The 24292-nt window shown below is 42.0% G+C and carries 12 protein-coding genes; 2 read left to right on the top strand and 10 right to left on the bottom strand.

Annotated features, from left to right (window positions below):
• Window positions 1–269: 269 nt before the first annotated feature.
• The 10 genes from FKX85_RS16205 to FKX85_RS16160 form a co-directional block, all read right to left on the bottom strand.
• Window positions 270–503 carry a cold-shock protein gene (locus tag FKX85_RS16205; RefSeq protein ID WP_141615733.1) on the bottom strand — a complete coding sequence of 78 codons (234 nt, stop codon included), beginning with the start codon at window positions 501–503 and terminating at the stop codon, window positions 270–272.
• Window positions 504–709: 206 nt separating this feature from the next.
• Entirely contained in the window at window positions 710–3196 is a 2487-nt protein-coding gene (hrpB, locus tag FKX85_RS16200; protein ID WP_141615732.1) for an ATP-dependent helicase HrpB, read from the bottom strand.
• A 151-nt stretch (window positions 3197–3347) separates the two neighbouring features.
• Window positions 3348–3866: a DUF2911 domain-containing protein gene (locus FKX85_RS16195; protein WP_141615731.1), complete on the bottom strand. Its 519-nt coding sequence runs from the start codon at window positions 3864–3866 to the stop codon at window positions 3348–3350.
• Between the two features lie 214 nt (window positions 3867–4080).
• On the bottom strand, window positions 4081–5292 hold the full coding sequence (gene mnmA / locus FKX85_RS16190) for a tRNA 2-thiouridine(34) synthase MnmA (protein ID WP_141615730.1): 1212 nt from the start codon (window positions 5290–5292) through the stop codon (window positions 4081–4083).
• A 297-nt stretch (window positions 5293–5589) separates the two neighbouring features.
• Window positions 5590–5793, bottom strand: coding sequence for a CsbD family protein (locus FKX85_RS16185; RefSeq protein ID WP_141615729.1), 204 nt, complete (start codon window positions 5791–5793; stop codon window positions 5590–5592).
• Between the two features lie 54 nt (window positions 5794–5847).
• Complete coding sequence (locus tag FKX85_RS16180) at window positions 5848–6096, bottom strand: DUF7218 family protein (RefSeq protein ID WP_141616818.1); 249 nt, start codon at window positions 6094–6096, stop codon at window positions 5848–5850.
• A gap of 1009 nt (window positions 6097–7105) precedes the next feature.
• Entirely contained in the window at window positions 7106–9676 is a 2571-nt protein-coding gene (locus FKX85_RS16175; protein ID WP_141615728.1) for a hypothetical protein, read from the bottom strand.
• Window positions 9677–9792: 116 nt separating this feature from the next.
• On the bottom strand, window positions 9793–10554 hold the full coding sequence (locus tag FKX85_RS16170; RefSeq protein WP_229239653.1) for a carbonic anhydrase family protein: 762 nt from the start codon (window positions 10552–10554) through the stop codon (window positions 9793–9795).
• A 694-nt stretch (window positions 10555–11248) separates the two neighbouring features.
• Complete coding sequence (locus FKX85_RS16165) at window positions 11249–11602, bottom strand: hypothetical protein (protein WP_141615727.1); 354 nt, start codon at window positions 11600–11602, stop codon at window positions 11249–11251.
• A 216-nt stretch (window positions 11603–11818) separates the two neighbouring features.
• Window positions 11819–18463 carry an alpha-2-macroglobulin family protein gene (locus FKX85_RS16160; RefSeq protein WP_141615726.1) on the bottom strand — a complete coding sequence of 2215 codons (6645 nt, stop codon included), beginning with the start codon at window positions 18461–18463 and terminating at the stop codon, window positions 11819–11821.
• A gap of 598 nt (window positions 18464–19061) precedes the next feature.
• Here FKX85_RS16160 and FKX85_RS16155 point away from each other — a divergent pair.
• Entirely contained in the window at window positions 19062–19547 is a 486-nt protein-coding gene (locus FKX85_RS16155) for a hypothetical protein (RefSeq protein ID WP_141615725.1), read from the top strand.
• Window positions 19548–19863: 316 nt separating this feature from the next.
• Window positions 19864–24219 (top strand): PDC sensor domain-containing protein, encoded by a 4356-nt coding sequence (locus FKX85_RS16150; RefSeq protein ID WP_141615724.1) that lies wholly within the window; start codon window positions 19864–19866, stop codon window positions 24217–24219.
• Window positions 24220–24292: the final 73 nt, after the last annotated feature.

The following is a 24292-nucleotide window of genomic DNA, read 5'->3' as shown; positions in this document are numbered from 1 at the left end:
TATGACGGTATTTTAAATCGCGTTTATTATAAAAAATCAGCGTAAATCTTATTTATCTGCGTGCTATCGAAACCAACCCTAATCCCCCCAACTTTTCCGCTTGATCGCAAATATAAGTCGATTATGGAAGTTTAATCCTATTGTGTCTTATGTGGTTAATGCTAAACGATTCACCTGAAGTATGTGATGATCCAAAAAAAAGATAAAATACTAGAGTACAAAAAAAGCCCGATCACCTAAAGTGTGGGCCTGATATGGTGGGAAATTTTTTAGTCAGTTGATGCAGATCCTGTGTCTTTCTTCTTCTTGTCTTTCTCTTGAGGTGGCTCTGGTGGTGTATCTGAAATGTTTCCAAATTCATCTACATAAGCGATCATATCCTCAAGTTTGCCGCTACTTTCTTGTTTCTTTTTCTCTAAGCGGTTCTCCAATTTTTCTTTTTTCTTCTTCGCTTTTCGGTCTGCTTTCTGCTTTTTAATAAAACTATTGTTCGATCTTGCCATAAATGATAGTTAGTTCCGACATACAAGCTCCAACACCTATATTCAAACCTTTAACAAAATCATTAGACAGATAAACGAATTAATCCCTTAATATTCAGTCATGTAGAAATTTGGAAATGGCTTTAATGATAATAGGAGGTGAATCGACTTGCTTACTTCTGGACAAAGGTCACTAAAAAAGCCCAGTATAACTAACTTCGCATTGGTTATTTTCGTTTTACGCCCCTTACGGCCTCTGCACTAAATGGATCATCCGGCCAGTAGTGTTTGGGATAGCGCCGCTTTAATTCTTTTTTCACTTCAAAGTAGGCATTTTTCCAAAAACTACGTAAATCTGTTGTGACTTGGACAGGTTTAAAGCCTGGCGAGAGTAGGTGGATCAGGACGCCTTGTTTGCCGTCGTTAATTTTGGGTGTGTCCAATAATCCGAAAAGCTCCTGAAGCCTCACCGCTAGGATAGGTGGTTCTCCATCAGGTTGATAGCGTAGCTTTATGTTTGATCCACTTGGAACTTCCAGCCGTGAGGGTGCCAGTTTTTCCAATTGTTGCTGCAAGTCATAGTCCATGCTGTATTGGAGGATTTCCAAAAGATCAAGCTTTCCAAGTGCGTCTGCTGAGGTTATTTGCTCGAGGTAAGGAGCGATCCAGTTGGTGTTAGCGAGCAGTGTGTCGGTAGATACATCCGGCCAATCTCCTGCTGCCTGCCATTTTATGAGGCTCATTACCCGGTTTTGCCATTGCTGTACAGTTTCATTGAAGTCCAATAAGCGGTGTCCGTCCTGTTGGATGGCTCTTGTGATGGCGTGGATTTTTTGGGTGTCACTTATCGATGTGATTGGTTTGGATTGGAGCACAATATGTCCGACTCTCCATTGCTTTTCGGCCACCAATTCTCCAATTCTAAAATCCCAATCAACAATTTCAACTTCCTTGACCAGTGGTGCCAAGTCTGTGGGATTTAATGGAGCGGCCATAAAGATTTTTCCCATGCCATCACGAGCATCCACATGGGCGACACTGAGCCAGGCTTCATGGGCCAAATCATCTTTGTGATGCATACTGGCGATTTTGCCATTGGTCATCTTAAACTGGGCATTATTGCCCGGCCGGGCATGCGCAATACGTTCTGGATAGGCATAGGTAAGGATTAGCCCGCTTTCATATGGATCAAAGGGCGCATTGTCCTCCTGGATGTCAAATAACCTTCTGTAATTACTGGCTACTTTCTCTAATCGTTCAAAGCCCCTGCCTTGCTTGTTGGAAGCCCTGTGCCTGCGTAATTTTTCCAGTCTCAGATTGATGTCAGTTCCTGAGTTTTGGGGAAGCGGGTCCTTTTCTTCCAAAACAGCAGCTATATCCGTCGCTAACGAAAGGTTTTCATCTTCCTGCGCTTTAAGAAGCATGTGGGCAATGCGGGGATGACACGGCAATTTCCGCAGGGCTTCTCCATGGGGAGTGAGTTTTTGGTCTGTGATGGCTCCCAGCTGTTCGAGCAATTCTTGGGCCTGGGAAAGGGCTCCTGATGGAGGAGGGGTAAGCCAGGTCATGTTGGGAATATCCTTAATGCCCCACTGTACCAAATCCAGACAAAGAGAAGCTAAGTCAGCTTCCATGATTTCTGGGATGCGGAATGGTAACAGCCGGTCATCCGTCGCTTTGGTCCATAGCTTGTAGGAAGTGCCGGGGCCAAGCCTTCCGGCTCTTCCTGCGCGTTGGTCAGCAGCATCTTTGGATATTTTTATGGTTTCGAGTTTGGATAGTCCTGACTTTGGGTCAAATCGTGAAGTTCTGCTAAAACCAGCATCTATCACGATGCTGATGCCTTCAATGGTCAGACTGGTTTCTGCGATGGAAGTGGCAAGGACCACTTTTCGTTTTCCCTCGGGGTGGGGCAGAATGGCTTGTTGCTGTTTTTGGGGGCTGAGTTGGCCGAATAGTGGAAACACCTTGACTTGCGGTAACATATGCTGTACCAATTCCTGGGTTTTTAATATTTCTCGCTGACCGGGCAGGAAGGCCAAAATGTCTCCGGTCTTTTCTTTTGAGGCTTGTTTTATCATCTGTGCCATTTGCTCGGGTAGTGTCCAGAGATCGGCATCTTGGGTATGGATGATCTCCACAGGGTATTGGCGTCCGAGACTTTCTACAATAGGGGCTTGCAAGAGTGCCGAAAGCTGTGGCATATCCAAAGTAGCAGACATGACCATGATTTTCAGATCGGGACGAAGTATTTGCTGAACTTCTCGACAGAGAGCCATTGCAACATCCGCATGGATGTTTCGTTCATGAAATTCGTCAAAAATCACCAAACCCACCTCTTCCAATGCATTGTCATGATGGATCATGCGGGTCATGATACCTTCGGTCAGTACTTCTATTTGTGTATTTTTCGTGGCTTTGTTTTCAAAACGAATACGATACCCTACGTGTAGGCCAACAGGCTCTTCCAGTAAGCTGGCCATTCTGGAGGCAATAGATTTGGCAGCAAGCCTCCGTGGTTCCAGCATGAGGATTTTTTTACCTTGCAGCCATGTTTCTTCCATCAGGGCTAGAGGAACCAATGTACTTTTACCTGCTCCAGGAGGGGCATGGAGGATGAGGGTATTGTTTTTTGCTAACTGTTGTTTTACCTGCGGGAGAATTTCCACGACAGGTAAGTTGGTTTTAGAGGGATCGAAAGGCACGTGATACATTGTTTATCCTCCAAAGGTAAGTTGCAGCGGCGGTTTATTCAACCTAGACTAAAAGTAAAAGGCTGTTTCTAAAACGTACTTTCCTCTGACTGGTAGAAGGAAGGAAACGTTCGAAACAGCCTTTTCTATAAATGGGTCTTTCTGATCAGGGTTACTCGATATGTGCTTTCCCTTTGCCGTATTCCCAACGGACTTCGAATCCATCGTCCACTACTTCATAAACGAGTTGTTCTTCCATAGTTGACGATTCCTGTGACGGCACGGTCACGCGAAGAACATCTTTGGATTCATCATAATCATATGCGCCCCACTGTTTGGCTACACTATTGAAAATAAACACCGATTCCGTTTCTCCTGCGATGATGAAGAAACTGTACTTACCTGCTGGCAATGTTTCTCCTTCAATCTTGATGTCTTTATCGGTTTCAAAGGTAGTGGCATCGTTGGCACCAGCTCTCCATACTTCGCCAAAAGGCACCAAATCACCCCAGATAACTCTTCCTTTGACGCTGGGGGCATGGTAGTTGATGGTGATGTTGGCACCATTGATTTCACCAGTGGCGGTGGCTGGAGGACTTTTAGGCTTTTCATCTTGACCAAATGCGGCTGCACTAAACAAGAGTGCAAAAACGAGCAAAAAACTGCATCGTGTGATATTAGGTTTTTTCATGGTTATATAATTTTATCCTTGAATATACCTAAAAACTGCTGGAAAAACATTGGCTTGGAAAAAGATTTGTTAAGTACTTAGTTTTGAGAAAGGAGTATTCAGTAGCTAATGTAACTTATTACGAATTACCAGTTACTTTACAACCCTCAAACGCTGTATCCTTCAATATTTAAACCTTTATCCTTTACAATAGTCCAGCCCTTAAAGCTTCTCACTAAGCGATCACCCCAGAACCGATGCTCTCTTCACCATCGTACCACGCCACAAACTGTCCTGCGGCGATTCCTTTTTGAGGTTTATCGAACAGGACATAGAGTCCGTTTTCTTTCATGATCAATGTGGCTCCGCTTAAGGGTTGTCTATAACGAATTCTGGCCAAGTACTTTCTTGATTGACCAGGAGTCAGTTTGAGGTCTTCTCTGATCCAGTGTACATCCTCCGCTGGTACAAAAAGACCATTTCTGAGCAGCCCAGGGTGATCCTCACCCAATCCTGTGTAGATGATATTTTCGTCGGTGTTGGTTTCAATCACAAATAGCGGCTTGCCCGTGCCACCTACATTTAGGCCCTTTCGCTGTCCCACCGTGAAGTAGTGGGCGCCATTATGATCTGCTACTTTCTTGCCTTGGCTGGTTTGGTGCTTGACCGGAAGGCATATTTGATCCAGCACTTCCTGGTCCAGCTCATCGGACTCCAAACCAGTTGGGATTTGCTGCTTTTGGTAAATGGCCAAGTCATCTGGAATGATGATAATATCTCCCTTTTTGGGTTTGAGCTGCTGCTGTAAAAAATCAGGCAGTCTTACTTTGCCGATAAAGCAAAGGCCTTGGCTGTCCTTTTTGTCAGCAGTGATCAGATCCTGCTCTTTGGCAATTTTTCGAACTTCGGATTTTTGTAAATGTCCGATGGGGAAAAGTGCCTTTGCCAATTGATCTTGACTAAGCTGGCAGAGGAAGTAGCTTTGGTCTTTATTGTTGTCGGCACCAGCGAGCAGTTGGTATACTGCCTTTCCTTCCATTTGGGTTTCTCCTTTTTGGCAATAATGCCCAGTGGCCACGAAATCAGCTTTCAGCTTTTTGGCAGCCTTCAGGAAGATATCAAACTTAATTTCCCTATTGCAGAGCACATCGGGATTTGGGGTCCGGCCAGCTTTATATTCAGCAAACATATAGTCCACGATCCGCTCCCTGTATTCCTCACTCAGATCAATGGCCTGAAATGGAATGCCCAGTTTTTCGGCTACCAGCATGGCGTCTGTACTGTCTTCCATCCATGGACATTCGTTTGAAATGGTGACCGATTCATCGTGCCAATTTTTCATAAACATGCCGATGACTTCATAGCCTTGCTCTTGTAAAAGGTAAGCGGCTACAGAACTGTCCACGCCTCCCGAAAGGCCGACGACGACTCTTTTTTTTGTGCTCATGGTATTTACGTTTTCATGGGGTCAAGGCCCATGAGGTGTTGTATATGCGTTTTCTCAATTTAGAAAAAAACTGCTCATGGTAGCATTAACCCTTATGATATGGGGTTAAGTTCCAACAGCTTTCCAAATTTAGCCAATTTCCATAAGTTAAAGTAATGGGAAGAGGGATATTGCTTTTGTCTTTACACAGTTGATAGTGTGTCAATGATTTAACCAAAGAGGCAAGAAAAAAGGTGGCGTTTCTTTAACGTCACCTTTTTAATTTAATTAGAGCATTGTTTACATATTTCTTGGACTCTATTTGTTTTCCTCCTGTTCAGTGAACAGGAATTTCTTTAGGTTCTCTACGGATTCTCCAGTTTTTTGCTGCAGTTTGCCAAGCAACTGATCTTCCTGACCTTCTGCATACATAAGATCATCATCGGTAATTTCCCCGTATTTGGATTTTAATTTACCTTTCAGTTCATTCCAATTTCCTTTTAATTTCAAATTTTTAGCCATTTTTATATTGGTTTAGGTTAAAATAATTCGTGTAATTAATAGCGTCCAGTCAGGTTAATTTGACCTTAGTGCTTTGATCAATTGTTCCTTATCCATTTTGCTTCTTCCTTGGATGTCCACTTTTTGAGCCTGATCATACAGCTCTTCTTTGGTCCATTCTTCATAGGGTTTAGATTTGCCCCCTTTCTTGCCAGCATCTGGAGTATTGGCTATTCTAGCAGCTTTGCTTTTACTCATTCCTTGATCTCTTAGCGCTTCATATTGTTCATCATTCTTAATATGCGGGCCGTGGTTTTTGCTCATGGTATTTACTTGTTGGTTCACTTTGTTAAAGTGCAAATAGCGTACCATTTAGATTGGATAAATATTAAAAAATCCATAAAAAACACTGCATCGTGTTTTTTATGGATATTGAAAAAGAATCCATTTTAATTGGGGGATTTGCGGGATATTATATAGGTAGCAGAAAGCCGGTTATTATGATTCCTCTGCTGATGGACATTTACATTAAATCATCACTATGAACCAATAAATAGTGTCTATCATATGGATGGTTTAGCGAGTTCTGACTTTATACATGTTCGAACTTAGTGTTTTTCTATATTAACTAGTAAAAATAACGAGCATATGTGTCGGCACTATGGTTGTTATATTGACCCGCTGTAATTTATATGGAGCCTTATAATCCTGGATATTTAAACCCCAAGTCAATGCCGTTTAGAAAAGAAGAAAGTGACAAAGCTCAATTTAAGTAAGAGATTTCTTCCCTATGTATCGGAATTAGGATAGCCTGGCCTGCTTGACTATAGGGGACATACGTTAACTAAACGGTATTGAATGCCGAATATGCATTAGCCGATCTATTACGACCTTAAACTGCCTCAAAATCAGTCGATACACTGATGTTTTCGATTCTATCTGGCGGGCATGCAGGGACATCATCCGCCTCAGCGGATGTCTCAATCTCCAAACAGCCCTTGGAAGATGTAGGTTTACTTTCTTATAACGGAGAGCGAAATATATCACAGCTTTCGTCTATTCCGTTGCCTATTTTACCAGTATTTGGATAGGGTTAGAACTGAATTAAATTGCTTAGGCAGAAGATATTCACCTTCTCCAAAAGGTTCTTTGGGATTCCCACTTTCTTTAATTATGGCTTGGCTGATGGTATTTACGAGCTCTCGAAATACATCAGGGTCGGAATTGAAAAGGTAAAAACCAAACGAGGTCTCTCCCTTGACCAGTTTCAACTATCTGTGGAATTAGAAGATTATCCAAAGCTGAAAACTGGGGAAAGTCCATTGAAGTTAGTTTATTCGCTCCTTTCTTGCTTAAACACCATCTTGTTTAAAACAACAGGAGCGTCTGTATCAAAATCCACCACAAAAAATTTGTCGACTACATTAATGGGCATTTCCAATTCAACATCTTTTCCATCTACAACAATTTCTTTTGAAGCTCCGTCGGTAGATTTTTGTGTTATTTTTACACGCGCTTTGGATGTATTCATCGTGCTCAAATACAGATGCAAAGTGCCTTTAAGTGTTTTGCTGAAATCAAAATCTACAAAAGGTTTATAATCGAAACTATAAGTAGATTCGATAACCACACCGCAAAATTGGTCTTCACATTTTTGCTTATTTTCATATTCAACAAGCTTTGTTTCATAATTTCCGAGACATTGAGAAAGGTGACCGTTTTTGTCAAAATAGAATGTATGTTTACCAGGATCTTTTGCCAGAAAATCGTGTTTCGTCTCTCCGAAGATATAAGTGATTTCTTTTAAGCCCAGCGATTGTTTCAATGCGGTCATTTGCGGTAGCCAACGTGTGTTTAATGAATACAGCATCCCCTTTCCGCCGGCACTTGTTTCTGTGCTCCGAATTGCGTCCGAAAAATGGTTGATTACCTTTTCAGGGTTAATTCCATCTGCAAGCCGTGTTGCCGTTGCGATATCTTTGTCTTTGATGGCAGCATTGGCTTTTTCAAAATCAGAATGGGCTTCGTAAAAAGACCGGATAAATTTGTCATAATTCAAATGAAAAGAGACTAAATCTCCAGCGTAAGCATTCAAATGACTTTTGTCAATCTTTTGCAACTGGTCAATTCTCTGTGAGCAATCGGCTATTACTTTCTCAACCTCCAACAGCTTTCTGTCGATTAAATTATTGCTTGTTTCTCTTCCGAACATAGGCGCATCTTTCATCCAGTTTGTTAGAAATTTGGCAAACAACACACTATCTGATGTATTGATGACGGCATTGCTATAATCTGATAATGTTGATTCCAGCTTTTTGTTTTTTGATTGCTGCCACAGTTGCTGCATCGTGTTTTTGAAATAATAATCCTGCGGGCGCGTCAGCCAATGGATGATTGCGAAATCTTTAATCTCCATTTTTTCGAAAACATCAGCAAGATTTTCGAAAGGACGATAAGGGCGGCCAACATAAGAAAAATCATCATGATGGCTCCATAAGATGGGAATCACGCGTCTTTGCTGGCTTACCGTACTAATTTGTTCTCGAATTTCTTCCTTGCCAAACTCAATTCTAAAATCCAGCGGAATAAAAGGAATGCTCTTATCGGCGACACGATGCAAAGGACCCATAAAATCGAAGCTCCAACTACCGGTGGATAGTTTGATATGTTCTTTGCCCAAATCTTTTAATAGGCGTTGATAAGTGTCCAGCATTTTTGACCAGGCAAAAACCACATGGTTAAAAGCGGTATTTTCCTTCTCGTCGGGGAAAGCCTGTTCGAATTCCTTTTGCCAGGTTTCAGGCATATCATCTTTTCGTATCAGTCCCCAAATAATACCGTATTTACCTGTATGCGCTCTATTCCACAAGGCATATTCGTCTATCTGCGGGTAGTCATCCAGTATTTGTTTCAACTGCGCTTTATAATATTCGTAGCCCTCTTTGGTATCCGGATTAGCCACCACATATTTGCCTTTCTCAATTTTAATCAATGCATGCTCGGGCAGGGTTTTTAAAATGTTTTGCGGATTTGCAGGTTCGGAATCTACATCATAGGCCAATATGATTTTCATCCCCCATTGATGGGCATAATCAAACACCTGCTGCATCAACTCTTTAGCTGTTGTATATCGCTGATCATCAGTTACTTTAGCAGCTTCAGGTGCAAATACTTTATCAGTATACAGGCTTTCGGCCCCTATTATATTTCTTACATCATTTGCGTGTTGGGTACCCCAGTCGCGGCCTTTGTTGGTCGATGACATATAACCGATCGTTTTTTCCAAACCGTTGTAGGTAAACTTGATCATCGGATTATTTCCATAAGCATGAATCATGATGGTATTGTAGCGCAGCTTGCTTGCTTGACGTATGTATTTTTGCCAGTCTGCCAGCTCCCAGCCAGAGCAACCGCTCAGGAAATTGTGCCAGTTGAAAACAATTCGTTTTTGGGTTAGCGGTACATCGCATATATTAATTTCAGGAATGGTGAAAGAAGTGTTTTTATATACAGGAACAAATTCGTCGCTTAATTGAAAGTAACAACCCCGATTTTCCAAGAATTCAAAAACTCCATACAGTAAGCCCCTTGGTTTGGCGGCCTCAATAACCACCTGGTTTTTTCTTTTGTATATACAGAAGGCTTCTGCTTTGCCATTTAAAGATTTATTGTTTTTATTAAGCTCTAAACGAAAAGTAGGCGATTTGCCTGACTTATTGACTTGCACAAACTCATCGGCCGGATACATTTGATTCAGATATTTTACTAATTCTGATGCCGCCAACTGCGCCACAGCCTCTTTTTCAGCAGCTACATACACCAATTTTTTTTGAGCGAAAACATGGCTTATCAGCGCCATGAAAAGCACAATCATAACATATTGTTTATTCACTTTTATATTCATTGAGATAATAATTTGGTTGAGGTGGTAATAATTAATCACTATGGATCAATAAAAAGTGGACATCTACTTTGTTTAATTTGTCCAGGTTTATAAGATTATTTCAATAACAACGAGGCCTAATCATCATCGTGTTCATGAGTATCATTTCGGATAATGGTAACTTTGCCATCGGTGAGACTATAAAATGCCCCTACAATTTTTATTTCACCTTTATCTTCTAAGTTATTAATTATAGAACTTCTATTTCTTATATCCTCAATGGTTTGGTATACATTATTCTTGACGACAGCGTCAAAATATTCTTTGTTTTTATCATCTCTTTCGCCGTCAATTTCTAGAATTGCAGGTTCGGCTTGGTTTAATAATACTGATACATTATCACTACCGACATCTAATTTTTTGATTGCTGATTTAACAGCACCACAGTTTTCGTGTCCCAGTACCATAAGCAGTTTAGAGCCTGCTATCCCTAAGCCATACTCCATGCTTCCAAGGAGTGCTTTGTCTTCAATGTTTCCTGCCACGCGAACAACAAAGATATCCCCAATACCCTGATCAAATATATATTCAACTGGCACACGGGAGTCAATACAGGCCAGTACTACAGCTTTGGGGTATTGTTTCTTTGTAGTTGAGCTGATTTGTTTTGGTAGGTTCCGGTTTATTTGTCGATCGGATACGAACCGTTCGTTACCCTGTAATAGATCTGTTAAAACCTCTTCAGGTGTTAATTCACGCTGCTTCTGCTCTGTCATCACTTCTATAACTTTAGCTGAAGTAGTATGTTTGTTTTCATCAATATGATTTGATTTTTGGTTGGTTTGGTTACAGCTGATGGCTCCTAGCAATAGCATCCCAATTAATAGTTTCTTTTTCATATATCTTAAGTTATATTTTTCTAAAAACCCCTCATTTCTTTTCTAACACTGAGTTGGCTATCAAGGTCAATGCACCTGAGGCCCTCCCTAAATCCATTTTTTTGATTTTACAGTGTTCATCATATGGATGGTTTAGTGAGTTCTGACTTTATACATGCTCGAACTTAGTGTAATAATTATCAAGTCAAAATTTTAATCTAAAAAACAATAAATTTCAGAATAAAAATAATTAAAACAAGTGTTTTTCAATATTTACTAGTAAAAATAACGAGTGTATGTGTCGGCATTATGGTTGTTATATTGACCCGCTGTAATTCATATGGAGCCTTATAATCCTGGATATTTATATCCGAAGTCAATGCCGTTTAGATAAGAAGAAAGTGACAAAGCTGTCATGCCGATGAAGGTGGAGTCTCTCATGCAACCCATAATGACTGATTATATAGCTCTTTCAGGTCTTCCTGACATTCGTCGGGAATTCCTGATGCATCATCCGGAATAACCACATTAAGGGTATCCAACTGCAGGGCAACCGCTTTTAAAAAAATGTTGTATAAATCACAATTTATAATTCTTCGGGATGACAAAGGCATTGTTAGAATGGCGTAGCTAGTGGAATACGCAGTCGCTCATCTAAAAGCGATTTCCCTGTATCCAACTGTGATTGAATGGATGGTGGGAGGGAGTGAAGCAATCAAATATCATCCATCCCTCTTTCTTCGATAACGGGACCTAAAAGTTTTATAGTGCTGCCGTCCCAATCAATTTTATACTCCACTTCCATCTGATCCTTTTCTGTTTCGTGTATGTTTAGACAAGCATTATAAAAAACTTTATGAAAACGTAATATCAGCTTACCAGATGTGTTTGAGACGGGTTCTATAGCCTTTTCAAATGTCGCATTTTCAGCCACGGCTCCATCCATTTTTGTGTAATAGGAAAGGAAAATTTCCAGTTCCTTTTGCTGATGGGAGAATGTTTCTCTGAGTATATGCTTTAGATCGCCTTTGATGTCATGGGAGAGCTTGAAGTTCCAGGTGTATTGCATATTCGATTAAAAAGGTAATACTTGAATTACGTAGATGGACGAGTTTAGTTGTGTGTGGTGGGAAAAAGGGAATATGGGCTCTGATTTTCCTTATTATATCCCAATTTTCCCAAAAGCATTTCATTTCCCTTATACGAGATCGCTTCACGTCACTAGTGCTTTGTTCGCGATGACTGTTTAATTATCTGGAATGGCCGAAGTCATTTTCCATGGCATTTATCTTTCTATCCTGACAACCAGTCCACCAGAGTGACTGCTGAATTCTGGGGCATACATGCATTGAATGGTGCTAATCCCATTGGAGAAGGTTCCTGCATTGTTGGCCCTTAATTCGTATTCAAAAACATACACACCTTTGTTTAGTCGTTCAAAGAAGAAATTGGTACTGGCATCACGGGTGCTTTCATAGTAGCCCAAACCATCTTGATATTTATATGCCGAAAGTACATTTACGGGTTCAAACCCCGCTGCGCGCATATCCTTCAGGTGTACAAAGTCCATATCCCTGTCCACCTTTATTTCAATGCGTACCTTGACCAGGTCACCCACTTTGATGCCTGCGTCTCCTTCGATGAGATGGAAGATTTCTCCCTGATCGGTGTTTTCTTTTACAAAGAGCTCCTTTGTGATTTGGAGAGGGGTAGCGGTGTTGTCCTGGATTTTATTGAGGTCTTCAAAATACTGCCAATAGAGCGCGCCCCAAGCAATGCCTTCTTTCTCTTGGACCAAGGTAACTTTCCCCATTTCGGAGGTGATTTGATCACCTGGCCACGATTTCTTATAGTAGCCCGTTCCAGCTTCTGGTTGGATGGTTTCGTCCGATGCGGGGGAGACATGTTGGTTTCCTATGGTTACTTGGACTGTTTCAGCAATACTTAGCCAATCCATACCTTTAAGAAGTAAGGCTTGGACAGCTGATGCAGTGGCTTTTGTGTTGCTCCATCGGTTGGTTTGTTTATGCTTGAGGAGCCATATTTTCATCTCATTTACCATATTGGTCTGCTCGGTATCGGTGTGGTCGGCTATAGGTATTTCTGCAAAAGTTCTGATCAAGAAAGCTTGGGTCTCGATGGGCGCTTGGTCCCAACGCCAGCCAGGTTTATTGGCTTTCCAATAGCGGCCAAGTTCCGAATTGTTGACGCTGTTTTCTGCCAGTGATCTTAGAATCTCCTGATCGGTATCATTTGATAACATTCGATGGCTCATCAGGGCGATCATTGCTTGTTCCTGCAGCCTCACAGTGGTCCATTGGCGAAGGGCTTGGGATTGGTAATAATTGATCGCTTCCTGAAGTGGTTTGGAGACGTTGGATGTAGGAAGTAAACTGCGTAAGTACAGGTAGTGTATTTGGATGGACTGTAGAGGATTTTCGTCGTGTAATGTATTGATCTTGGCCTGGGCGTCAGCATCATTATCGGTCTTGTTTTTTATTTGCTCCACTTGGTCTTTAAGCTTATCGTAATCTTCCAATAACTGTTCGTCCAAATACCTCTTCGCTTTGGTGATGATGGCAGTTACCTTCTCGGATTGTGCTGCTTTGACATCCATCTTTTTCAGCTCGCTTAGTCCCATGGCAATATGCTGTGTGATGTAGCGATTGGGATAGCGGCTGCCTTTAAACCAGGGAAATCCACCTGAACTCATTTGCATAGATGACAGTTTGTCGATGTTTGTTGACAGTTCATTGGTTATTTTGTTCAAGTCAAATAATAGAGCGATTCTTTGTTTCTGCTCACTTTCGGATTGGGCATCACGCAGCCAGGGTGTTTCCTGGATGATCAATGATTTTAACTCTTGGTTCTTTTCGAGGTTGCTGAGCAAGGCATCGCTGTCTTGATTTTTCCAGTTTTCAAAGACTGCTTTTATCTGAGGATGGCTGTCTACGATGTGCTTTGCCAGGGCATTGGCAAAGAAGCGGGAGTAGATTTGTTCAGCACATTCATAGGGATATTCCATCAGGTAAGGCAGTGCCTGAACAGCGTACCAAGCCGGGTTGGAGGTGACTTCTAACGTCAGTTGATGATTACTAAGGGTAGTGGATGTATTGGCGGTCATGTTTTCCAGTTTGAAGGATTTTCTTCCCTTGGTACTGATCCACATCGGGATGGTCTCGGTTACCAAGATGCGATTGGAGAGGACCGGTAGTACACTTTGCTCACCATCGGAAAAATCCCCCGCCACCGCCACTACTTTGTACTGCACCGCTTGGAGGCTTTCTGGGATTTTTAATGACCAATTTACAACTGAATTTCCATTGGCACCTATCTGGAATGTTTGGTCTCCCTTGAGATTCTCCAGCTGCGGATCGATTATCTTGCCCGTAATCGGATCTGTCAATGTTAACAGTATTTTCCCTGATAGTGGCTCATCGGACAAGTTGCTGATTTTGGCGGATAGCATTAGTTCATCGCCTTCTCTGAGGAACCGTGGCGCATTAGGTGTTACCATCAACTCTTTTTGGGTCACGGTCTGCAGCTGTTTGTAGCCGATGTCCAGGGTTTTGGTGTGTCCTAGCAGTTGGAGTTTCCATTTGGTAAGTGCTTCCGGTGCGGTGAAGCTAAAACTGATATTGCCCGTGGAATCAGTACTAAGGTGGGGGTAGAAAAAAGCGGTTTCCCTAAGGTCAGTCCTTGCCTGCACTTCTGCCAGTTGCCGATCGAGGGAGGCTTGTCCTGATTTGGTTGTGATGATGATCGCACCATTCGCAGCCTTGGTGCCATAGATCGCTGAGGCTTCATCAGGATTAAGCACTTCTAATGTGGCAATGTCACGTTGGTCTGGCGGAGTAGTGGCTATTTCACCATCGATGATATAAAGGGTGTTTTCATCTTCTACAGAACTGGTGCCTCTGATGATCATGTCTGCTGGTGGCATATTGGCGTCTACTTTCATTTCGGCCTCCATAAGAGACGGCGGAGGAGCGATAGTAGCATTCGAAGAAGTTTTCACTCTTTTCGTTTCACCACCATATCCCACCACGACCACTTCTTCCAATCCTGCAATGTCTTCTGGCAACACCAGATGGATGACGTTACGTTTGGGTGAAATTTTGGCGGTGGCAGATAGAAAACCGATAAAACTAAAGTGCAGCTCATCCCCGGATGCCGCTTCTATGGTAAACTGGCCATTCAGGTCAGAAAGTATGCTTTTTTTATGATCCTCATGAGAAATATTTACTCCTGCCAACGGTTTACCGTCAGGATCCGTGACCTTGCCTTTTACGATGCCTTCTGCCAAGGATTCATCATAGTCGTAAGTGAGTTTGGGGGCGATGGGGATCCATTTTTCCCGAAGGGACAGGATATAGCGATAATTGGAATAGTATGCATTGCCAAAATGAAAACCAAACCAATTGAACTGTGTCAGGGGTAGGGCTTCATGTGAGGTGAAATAACGGCTATTCAAATAATAGTTCATGTCAAACACTGCCGTAGAAAAACTGGAGTGGCTGTCAAAGGAAGCCTGACTGCGGTAGTTTCTGGGCGAAGTGGAAAAATTCCACTGGTGCGATCTGAATTGGTCCAAAGATACATCGTACATGCTGGCAAGCATCTCTGTGGCGACTTTATCTTTTTGCGGGCCCTTGATCTTAAAGGTCCATGTTTGTGCGGATCCAGGTTGGATATTGTCACGAAAGGTGAGGGTTTCTATTTCCAGTTCCTTTTTCGGGTAGGGGACATTTACAGGTAGTTGGCCGGTTACGCTCGAATTGGCAAAGGCCGTCGTATAATGAATCACAAAACCACCGATATCAGTGGCTTCCACCGGAAATGACAGGCTTTTATAGCCGTTTTTCAGCTTCACCAGCCAGGTATCTTTGATCGCACCGTCTTTTTCCAAAAAGACACTTACCGTTAGGTTTTCTGCTGCTGTGCCCAAGGTAAGCTTGGCCGTATTTCCAGGAATATAGGAAGATTGATCCAGTTGGATGTCCAGTAGTTGGTGGTCAGGGACTGTTTTACTGGTTTTATCCTGTAGTGTGAAAAGCTCTTTCACGGCCACTTCTTGGCCAGATTTATCCTTTGCTTCCAACACAACGAGGTATTTACCTATTGACCACTGGTCAAATCCTGTAATACTGATTACTTTTTCTTTGTTGGTATCGAATTCCCTGTTGACGACCATTTCTCCTTTTTCCCAGTTGGTGTTTTCCGCTTCCGGCCCGTAGGGCTCATGCGGAAACCGCTTGGTAAATTCGTCCTTGTCCCAACGTTGATAGTCTGGTGTGGAAAATGGGGAGTCGCGCAGGATCCGTCCGGGAGAATTTAGCTTATAGATTTTCAGGTTTCCACTGGCAGGAACGAAGGTATCATTAAGATTGGTGCTGTTAATGCTCAGGGAAATACTGTCCTGTTGCTTATGACCAAGCTCGGGAAGGTCAAGGTTTAAGAGCAGTGCATGGTAGCCTAGCTTTACCGTGGTATTGGCGGTTCGGGTTTCGCCATTGATGTCGGTGACTTCTGCCGTTACGGTATAGCGGAATACAGGCTGGTCATCTTTGGGAATACTTTCATCAGGTATGGCCCTAAAAGGCAGGATGAATTTGCCATCTGCATCAGTCTGCAATGAACCATGGGCAATTTCCTGGGACTGTCCCCTGTGGATTGGCCGTCTCCACGAGTAGTACCAATACGGCATTTGCACCTCTCTGACCACTCGGTAGGTTACGTTGGCATTGGAAATTTTACTTCCTGAAAATGCCAAGGCTTCCCCATGAACATGGATGCTATCATTGACCTGATATTCTTGGTCGATCGGCTGAAAGCTGGCTTCGAAAGTGGGGCGTTTGTATTCTTCCACTGAAATACCATGGTGGCCACCCGAAAAATCCGCTCCCCTGAGCGAAATATTTTTTATTTTGTTGTTTTTGTTTACTTCAAGGGTGAAATTTCCCGTCAATCCTGTAGTAGGCAAAACGAACTCTCCGCTGAAGGCCCCATATTCATTGGACTCAAGAAGCAGTTCTGAAACCTTTTCTCCATTCACATCTTTCAGCACTACTTCGACACCTGCATCAGCAACTACTTCACTTTGGTCGTTTACCCTTTTTACAAGAATGCCTTTAAAAAACACTGTTTGTCCGGGACGGTAGATGCTTCTATCTGTAAATAAGTGGGGCCTGATAGTAGCTTCTGAATTATTGGAGAAATAGACTCGACTGGATAAATTGTCAAAAATAGCGGTTTGTCCATCTTTCTCCACCTTGGTTACCACGCCGTAATACCGGTCATCCACTTTAAATTTCACAAAACCACGCTCATCAGTTGTAAGAGGTGCTTTGGGCAACTGTATCTTTTTTCCGTATCCTTCATGGCTCAAGGTCACTTTAGCTCCTTCGATAGGCTCGCCGTTTTGACGGTCGATGACTTGGAGGGAAACATTATTGCCTATATTTTGATGGATCAAGGCTATATCCGTGACTTGTATCACTTGATGAGCGGTGATCTGATCCTGGCTTTCACTTGTTTTGCTATTGGCCACGATCAAGTAGATGCCAGCTGGTAAGGCGGGTAGAAGGTTATCTGTGGTGTGAAGCTGATAATCTTCTTCATTTTTCAATTTGCTCTGCCACGACTTGTATGGTTTGAGTTTTTGGATAAAGTTATCTTGGTCATGCTTGTTGTATAGGCGCTCGAATTGCTCATACTGCTGAATATCCAAGGAGTAAAGCATAAAATCCAGCCGTTGAAGGTTCTTATATTCAGCCAATACTCGGGCATCTTGGTTGATAGGAAGGTGTTTTTCGGTGGTAAGTTCAAGATATGATCGGGTAATGGAAGTAAGCAGTGATGTACAGGATTCGGTTCCCAAACCATCGGGAAAACTAGCAATGGCTTTCTCAAGTAGCTGTAAGGCTTCCTTACGTTTGAACTGATATTTAGGGGCATCACTTGGGGAATATTGCTTGGCCATGTTATGGTATAAAGTGGCCAGATCATAGGTGATGAGCGTGCTTATTGCCTTGGATTGATACTTGGAAAAGTGTTTTGTCAGTGCTGCTTCGTAGTGTTTTTCTTTGGATTCACCGGTATAGTTTTCGGCGACAAACTTCAAGCGCTTCAGTTGACTTGCCACCAATGCTGCTTCGTTTTGCTCACGCCGGTTATAATCTATGAGCTGATGGTAGACTTTAAGGGCTTCTAAGTGCCTTGAAAAACTTGGCGAAGTGTATTCAGGAAGGTAACTTTCATTTTGAAAATAGACTGGATCGTTGATCAGAAATTTATCCTTGGGCTGGCTAATGCTTGATTCTTCACTATTGAAGAATTCGAGTGCCCTATGTGCCAATAGGTCAAATAGGCTAGGAGTAAGGGACATTGTCTTATCTTCTTCGGAAAGAATGGCTTGGTAAAGGGCTATGGGAATACGCTGTAATTTTTCTTGATCCTGTAAAGCCCGCAAATGCAGTTGGTAGATGCGCTGGTAGAGGTGATCTAAATCCCATGTCCTGAAGTCGGTACTGTCTACCACCTCGGCTGTTTGGCTCCGATCATAAAAGCGATAGCGGTTTTCCTGAAAATATTGCCAGTAAAACTGTGCCAGCATACTTTCCAGGATGTTTCGTTCAGGAGCGGTAGTTTGGGCGATCTCCTTTTTAAAATTAGCAATAATCTTCAATTGGGCATCTTCTTCCAGGGTTAATGCAAACTTGGATTGGTAGAGCATGGCTTTTATCCACTGTGGTGGATTACCTTCTGCTTTGGCCTGCTGAAAAATGGAATCCGTGACGGTCAAGGCTGATTGGGGCAGGCTTTTAAGCTCCAGTTTTTCTACCTTGTCCCATTGGGATTGGTACTTGTCCTGAGTAAATGCAAAAATGGGATAGCAGAATAAGTAGAGAAATAGAAGTGATTTTGACATAAAAATGTTGTTTTGCGGGTTTAACTCGCTTTTGGTTTAGTTATGTGTTTAAAAACTAATGATTTAATTATACGAAATAAATTTGAGAATGTTGGTTGATCAGTTAGCTTAATCTATCCTTAGTGTTGTGTTAACCCACTGCAACAATACCTAGCGGCATTGGCTTGGTAACGGAAAGAGAATGCAGTATCCTAACCCTGCCGTGTGTATTGACCCCGAAAGAATGTATGATTATCGACTGCATCAGGAACATGAGTGACGAATTCATCCGTCCATGCGTTTCTTCGATCCCCATAACCCGCTGCCGCTCAACTTACCCATAGTAAATCATATAGAACCTGAAATAATTTAGAAAGTATCACCCTGCCACCATCTAAAATTCCTTAACTAAACGGGAATGAAACCGGGTTAAATGAATTGCCGGGGATTCATCACAATTCCAGGCTATTTATCGGAGGAGGCTATGTAAGTCCGTTCGAACATGGTTCTGGCGGAACCATGGATTCCCTTGTCAAAAATTAATTTCTACCACATATTCCGTATTAACTTAATATCTTTATGGCCGTTATCTTTTGGGGATCATGACAAATTGGACTATATGAAATTACCGAGTTTGGCCAATATAAAAAAGGAACTTCAGCACTTGTCTGATGAGGAGCTGGTGGACTTGCTGATGGAGACTGCGAAGTTTACCAAGGACAATAAGCAGTTTTTATATTTTAAGGTGTTTGGCCGGGAAAACCCCCAATTTTTCCAGGAGATGGTGGAAGAGGAGTTATCGGAGTCCTTTGAAGCGGCGAATATGGATCATGCCTATTTTGCTAAGAAATCTGCTCAGGCCATTAGGCGTAAATTGAACAAATACCTGAAATTCACCAAGGACAAAACCATTCAATTGGAGCTGATCGCTTATTTTTGCAAAGGGCTGATTTCATATAAGTACCTTGATTTTGATCATCAAGTGATCCATAACCTGTATGAACTCCAAGTTTCTAAAATCCAGAAACTTTTTTCAACCCTTCACCCTGACCTGCAATTCGATTATTACTCCCTTGTTGAAGAACTTGAATCTTATTCAAAATAAGTGAAAATACCGTAAAACAGGTATTGAGTTACAGTTAAAAAGGTATTACCTTTATTCTGCACATGAAAATGAAGGTGGATTTATGCTATATGTTTTACGTTCTTCCCTAGATGAATGGGATCAAAACCTTAAGCTGTCCTCATTTTGGATCGATAAGTACTAAATCCGTTATTGGTAATTTTTACTACCACAAATTTCTGCTCCTACAGGTAAGTAAAGTGGCCATCACCAAGCTATTTTGCTTCAATAATTCATGCATTGACCGAGATCACCACATCCGTCGGTAGTTCTTTACAATTTATAATTTTTATGAGTTATGCGAATATCCAAGAAAGGGGTTGTCGTACTTTCCACACTGGTCATTATAGCCATGGCTTTTGTGTACTATTTCTTTGTGCACGTGGCGGGGAATGAGAAAACCATGAACGCAGATAATATGCGTGTACTGGGCAATATCAAGACCAATATCGAAAACCTGATAGAAGGCCAAAAGAAAATAATGACTACTCATCACAGTATTCATAATCCCGAGGATTATGAATACAGATTTGGGCAGGATTATGTGGTTTTTAAACTAATGGATTACGCTAAAGATTCAAAAGTAAAGGCCAATGAGAATTATGAAGAGCTATTTAGTAATCCCCTGATAGTACGGAAGGACATTTTCGATTTTATCAGCATCAATTGTGTGTCTACCAAGGATGGCAAACAGGAGCTCAATACACTGTTTACCAATAACCCAACTTTTGGGGAGCTATACTATACCAGAGATAGCGTGGTAAATGTCTTTGAGAGCAAGAAAATATTTCATCTGGATTTGGGCTTGGCTGAGTATAAAGCCTACAATACACTCTTGTGCAAATCAGAGGATGGTGCTGTTTACCTTACGGGATTGGTGAATATGGATAAGTTTGAAGATAAAAAGCGGGAAGTCTCAGCGCACACGATATCCATAGCCGTAATCCTTACGATTATCATTTTGCTGGCGCTACCCATTATTAAGCTTTTCGTCATGAGCAATATGGAGCGGCTGTACACGAAGGACGTGCTATTTACGGGAGCATCTGTTACGGTGATCCCTATGGGCATTATATTGCTGTTTATGTACCTGACCACACAGCTAAAGGATGATAAAAATGAGGCCAGGGAAAATCTAGTGACGCTGAACGATCGGGTGGATAAAAACTTCGAAGCGGAGATCACAAGTGCCATGGGGTTGCTGAATGACATCGATTCGATCACTACCTTGGAATGGAAAAATAAGGGTGATTCTCTAAAAAGTGTCTCCAACTGGATCAAAGATTTTAATCGGCCAGAAAGTTCGGCTTTTTTTCACGGGCTATACCAAAGCGATAGGCGTGATTCATTTCCGACCAAAGATGATGATACGACGGTCTATCGTGATACAGAAAAGGGTGAATACTGGTCATTTGGAGGGCTGCAATACGATGATCTTAATTTGAAAGGCACGCATCACTTCAAATATTTCAATTCTATTTTTTGGTGTAGCCCAGATGGAAAAATACGCATTTATATTTCCAGCGAGGGGGCACCTGAAAAGGTCACCGATCTTTCTCACAGAAAGTACATTATGAAAGTGGCCAATAATGAAGCGAGGCGATTTAAGCGTGGTCAGCCACTTTTTATGGAGTCGATCCGATCGGTTAGTGATGGTAATTATGAGATCGGGATTGGTGTTCCATCCGGAATTGATTCATTGCCGGTACTGGCGGTCAGCTTTTCTTCAGCGAGCTTAATTGACCCGTTGGTAAAGAACGGATATGGGTTTTGCCTGATTGATAAATCCGGTAAAACACTTTTCCATTCTGAAAAAGAGCGGAACCTCAATGAGAATTTTCTCGAAGAAACAGGTGGTGAGTTCACTTCTTATGTTACGAGCGGCCGTCCTCAATTTTCGTCCGTAGACTATTTGGGCAAGCCCCACTACGTCTACCTCAGAAAGTTGGACTGTATTGATGGCTATTATTTGGCCACTTTCTTGGACAAGGAATACATCAATACAGCCAATTCCATGACCATTATGCTTACCATAGAAATGCAGGTAGCCTATTTGGCTTTACTCTTTCTACTGGCCGTAGCAGTTTCCTTACTATCGACCAAACCCAGTAACCTTAAGCAAAAGGTTTTTGCTTTCAATTGGCTAAGACCCTACAGTTCTGATGATCATCAGTATAACCGCGCCTATGTATGTCTGTTTCTCATGAATGCTCTGGCAGGAATTTACTGTTTTGTGGAAAGTGTATTACATGCTGGCTTTGAGGACTATGTCATTCATGACTTGATGTTGGTTGGGATTTGTGTGGTAGGCATTAACTATTATGTGCTGTCCAATTTATTGCCACCCAGCAAAAAAATGTACACCCGTTTTGGTAAGCCTGGTCATAATAGGTTTTTAAAAATTAGCTTTTGGGTGATTTTGGGCGTGCTGATGATTGGGAAATTTATACTGATGGGCTATGCGAAGGATCTAAAAGCTTTTTGGAGTTTGGTGCTACTTGGGATGTTGGCCATTGGAATTTATAAATTGGTGAGGCTAGTACCTTTGCCACCTGAAAGCGGCACCAAGCCCATTTCAAATAAAAGTAATGTGTTGGATAAGGGAGCACTGCTATTGGAGAAGTATCAACAGAGGCCCATGCTAGAAGCGTATAAGTTGTTTACCTTTTCTTTGATTTGTTTGATAACGGTAATACCCAGTTTTATTTTTTATTCGATCAGCTATAATAAAGAAAGGGAGATCCTGCATAAATATTATAGCCATGATCTGACCGCCCAACATGCCAGTTGGATGTCCAACAAAGCCAGGCAGTATTATGATTTTTCAGACCCTAAAAAATCGAGTAGGGTTCCCGATTTGGATGAATTTATAGCGACCATGGAAAATGATGATTTGCGCCATTTTACTTTTGAGGATATTTCTATCGAAACGGCCACCTATGACACCGCAGATGACCTGCGTACAGATAGTTTGTCACAGGATTTTATGTACTATTTTCTGATTGGAGGAGTATATGGTGACATAAGGATTGCTTTTAATCCTTATGGGATGGCTTCAGAGGGTTATTTGGCAAATGAGGACAGGAACCAGGAGTGGAAGTATAAAACGGACACCTTTATTTATTACGGACCAACTGAAAAGTATATCATGGCCGGCAGTCCTAAGCGATTTTCTGATTTCTTCTTAGATAACGTAGCGATGTTGGTGTTAGTGCTTTTTCCATTGCTGATAGCAGTTCTCTTCATATTGCTTTCGGGAACTTCCCGTAAAATCTGTGGATTGGCGTTTAAAGGATATGTGGATCATCTTATCCCCAAATTTAGCGAGCCCACCAAAAGCCGTAGCCATGATCTGGTCAAGATCTACAAAGAAGCTGACAAATGGCGGTTAGAGTATGACAAGGGAATCGGCAAGGACAGTTTTAACAATACCTTTTTGGTAGGTGTAAATGCTTCCTGTGTAAGAAAAGTTTATCACAAGCTGGAGCGAGAATTTTCAACTACTTTGTACACCATGGACATGATAGACTTGCCACAAGTATTAAAAAGCCAAAAGGCCGTGGATAAGGCGGTAGAAAGCCCTGCTGGATCCATCTATCACTTTAAAAATGATCAATTAGGCTTGGACATATCATTGGACGAACTCATAAAATCACCTGTATCTACCTACACAGCGTTGGAAACGGCGCTGAGAAATTCCGTGGAGGGCAAAGGGCTATATGAAGATGAAACTTCCAAAAAAGATAAAAATCTCCCCAAACTTCCACTTTTGATCTATATCGAACACTTTGAATTTTTATATGATGATATGGAACTTAACCGAATCAAGCTCCATATCCTTCAACAAATAGTACATAATCCACTTATCCGGGTCGTGATTTCTAGTAATATAAGCCCCATAAAAATCTATGAGCACTATGAAGATCAAATCAATCATTTTTCTACCGACCCTGGGGCCAAAGCAGATGGGGCGTACGATAAAATGATGGCACTCAAGATGGATTATAGAAATTGGCTTAATGTACTTGGAGGCTTCTATCGGATCAATGTTCCTTTTGACACCACCCAAATTGATTGGTCAATCGGAGATCAAAAATCACCTCAATATGAAGTGATGAAAGGGGAATTCGAGCATGGCAAGTACCTCAACCAGCTTTTCTTTAATAGGGGACTTTACAAAGGGTGCGAGACTGAGGAAGATGTCATCCTACATGTTCAGGAGACCTCCTATACCTACTATTATTCTATTTGGAACAACCTGTCAAAAGAGGAGCGTTATATTGTCTACGATATTGCCAGGGATAAATTCGTCAATACCAACAATGTGGACGGGATCATCGATCTGCTGCACAAAGGAATATTGGTTTTTGACCATTCGTTGCGATTGATGAATGAGAGCTTTGGAAACTTTGTACTGTCCAAGGTGAGCAGTGATGAGGCACTGGCAAGGGAACTGGAATCCAAGCAAAAGGGAACTTGGAACATTACGTTTGCGGTGCTGATCCTAGTGGTCATTAGCTTGCTGGTGTTTATTTCCTTTGGCAGGATCCATGTCCTCAGTGAAATCAATACGATCATTGCTTCTGCAGGAGCTGCCATGACACTTTTGATTCGTCTTGGAGGCCTGTTTGCCATCAGCAAAGTGGTGAAGTAGGAGGGGATTGGAAGATTGTCATATTGAAAAATTTGAAGATTTATAGTAATCGATTTTCAACTTTAATTGGTCG

It is taken from the genome of Echinicola soli (assembly GCF_006575665.1).
In the GTDB taxonomy this organism is placed as follows: Bacteria; Bacteroidota; Bacteroidia; order Cytophagales; family Cyclobacteriaceae; genus Echinicola; species Echinicola soli.
The sequence above is the reverse complement of the archived record's forward strand: the minus strand, read 5'-3'. Positions and strand labels throughout refer to the sequence as shown.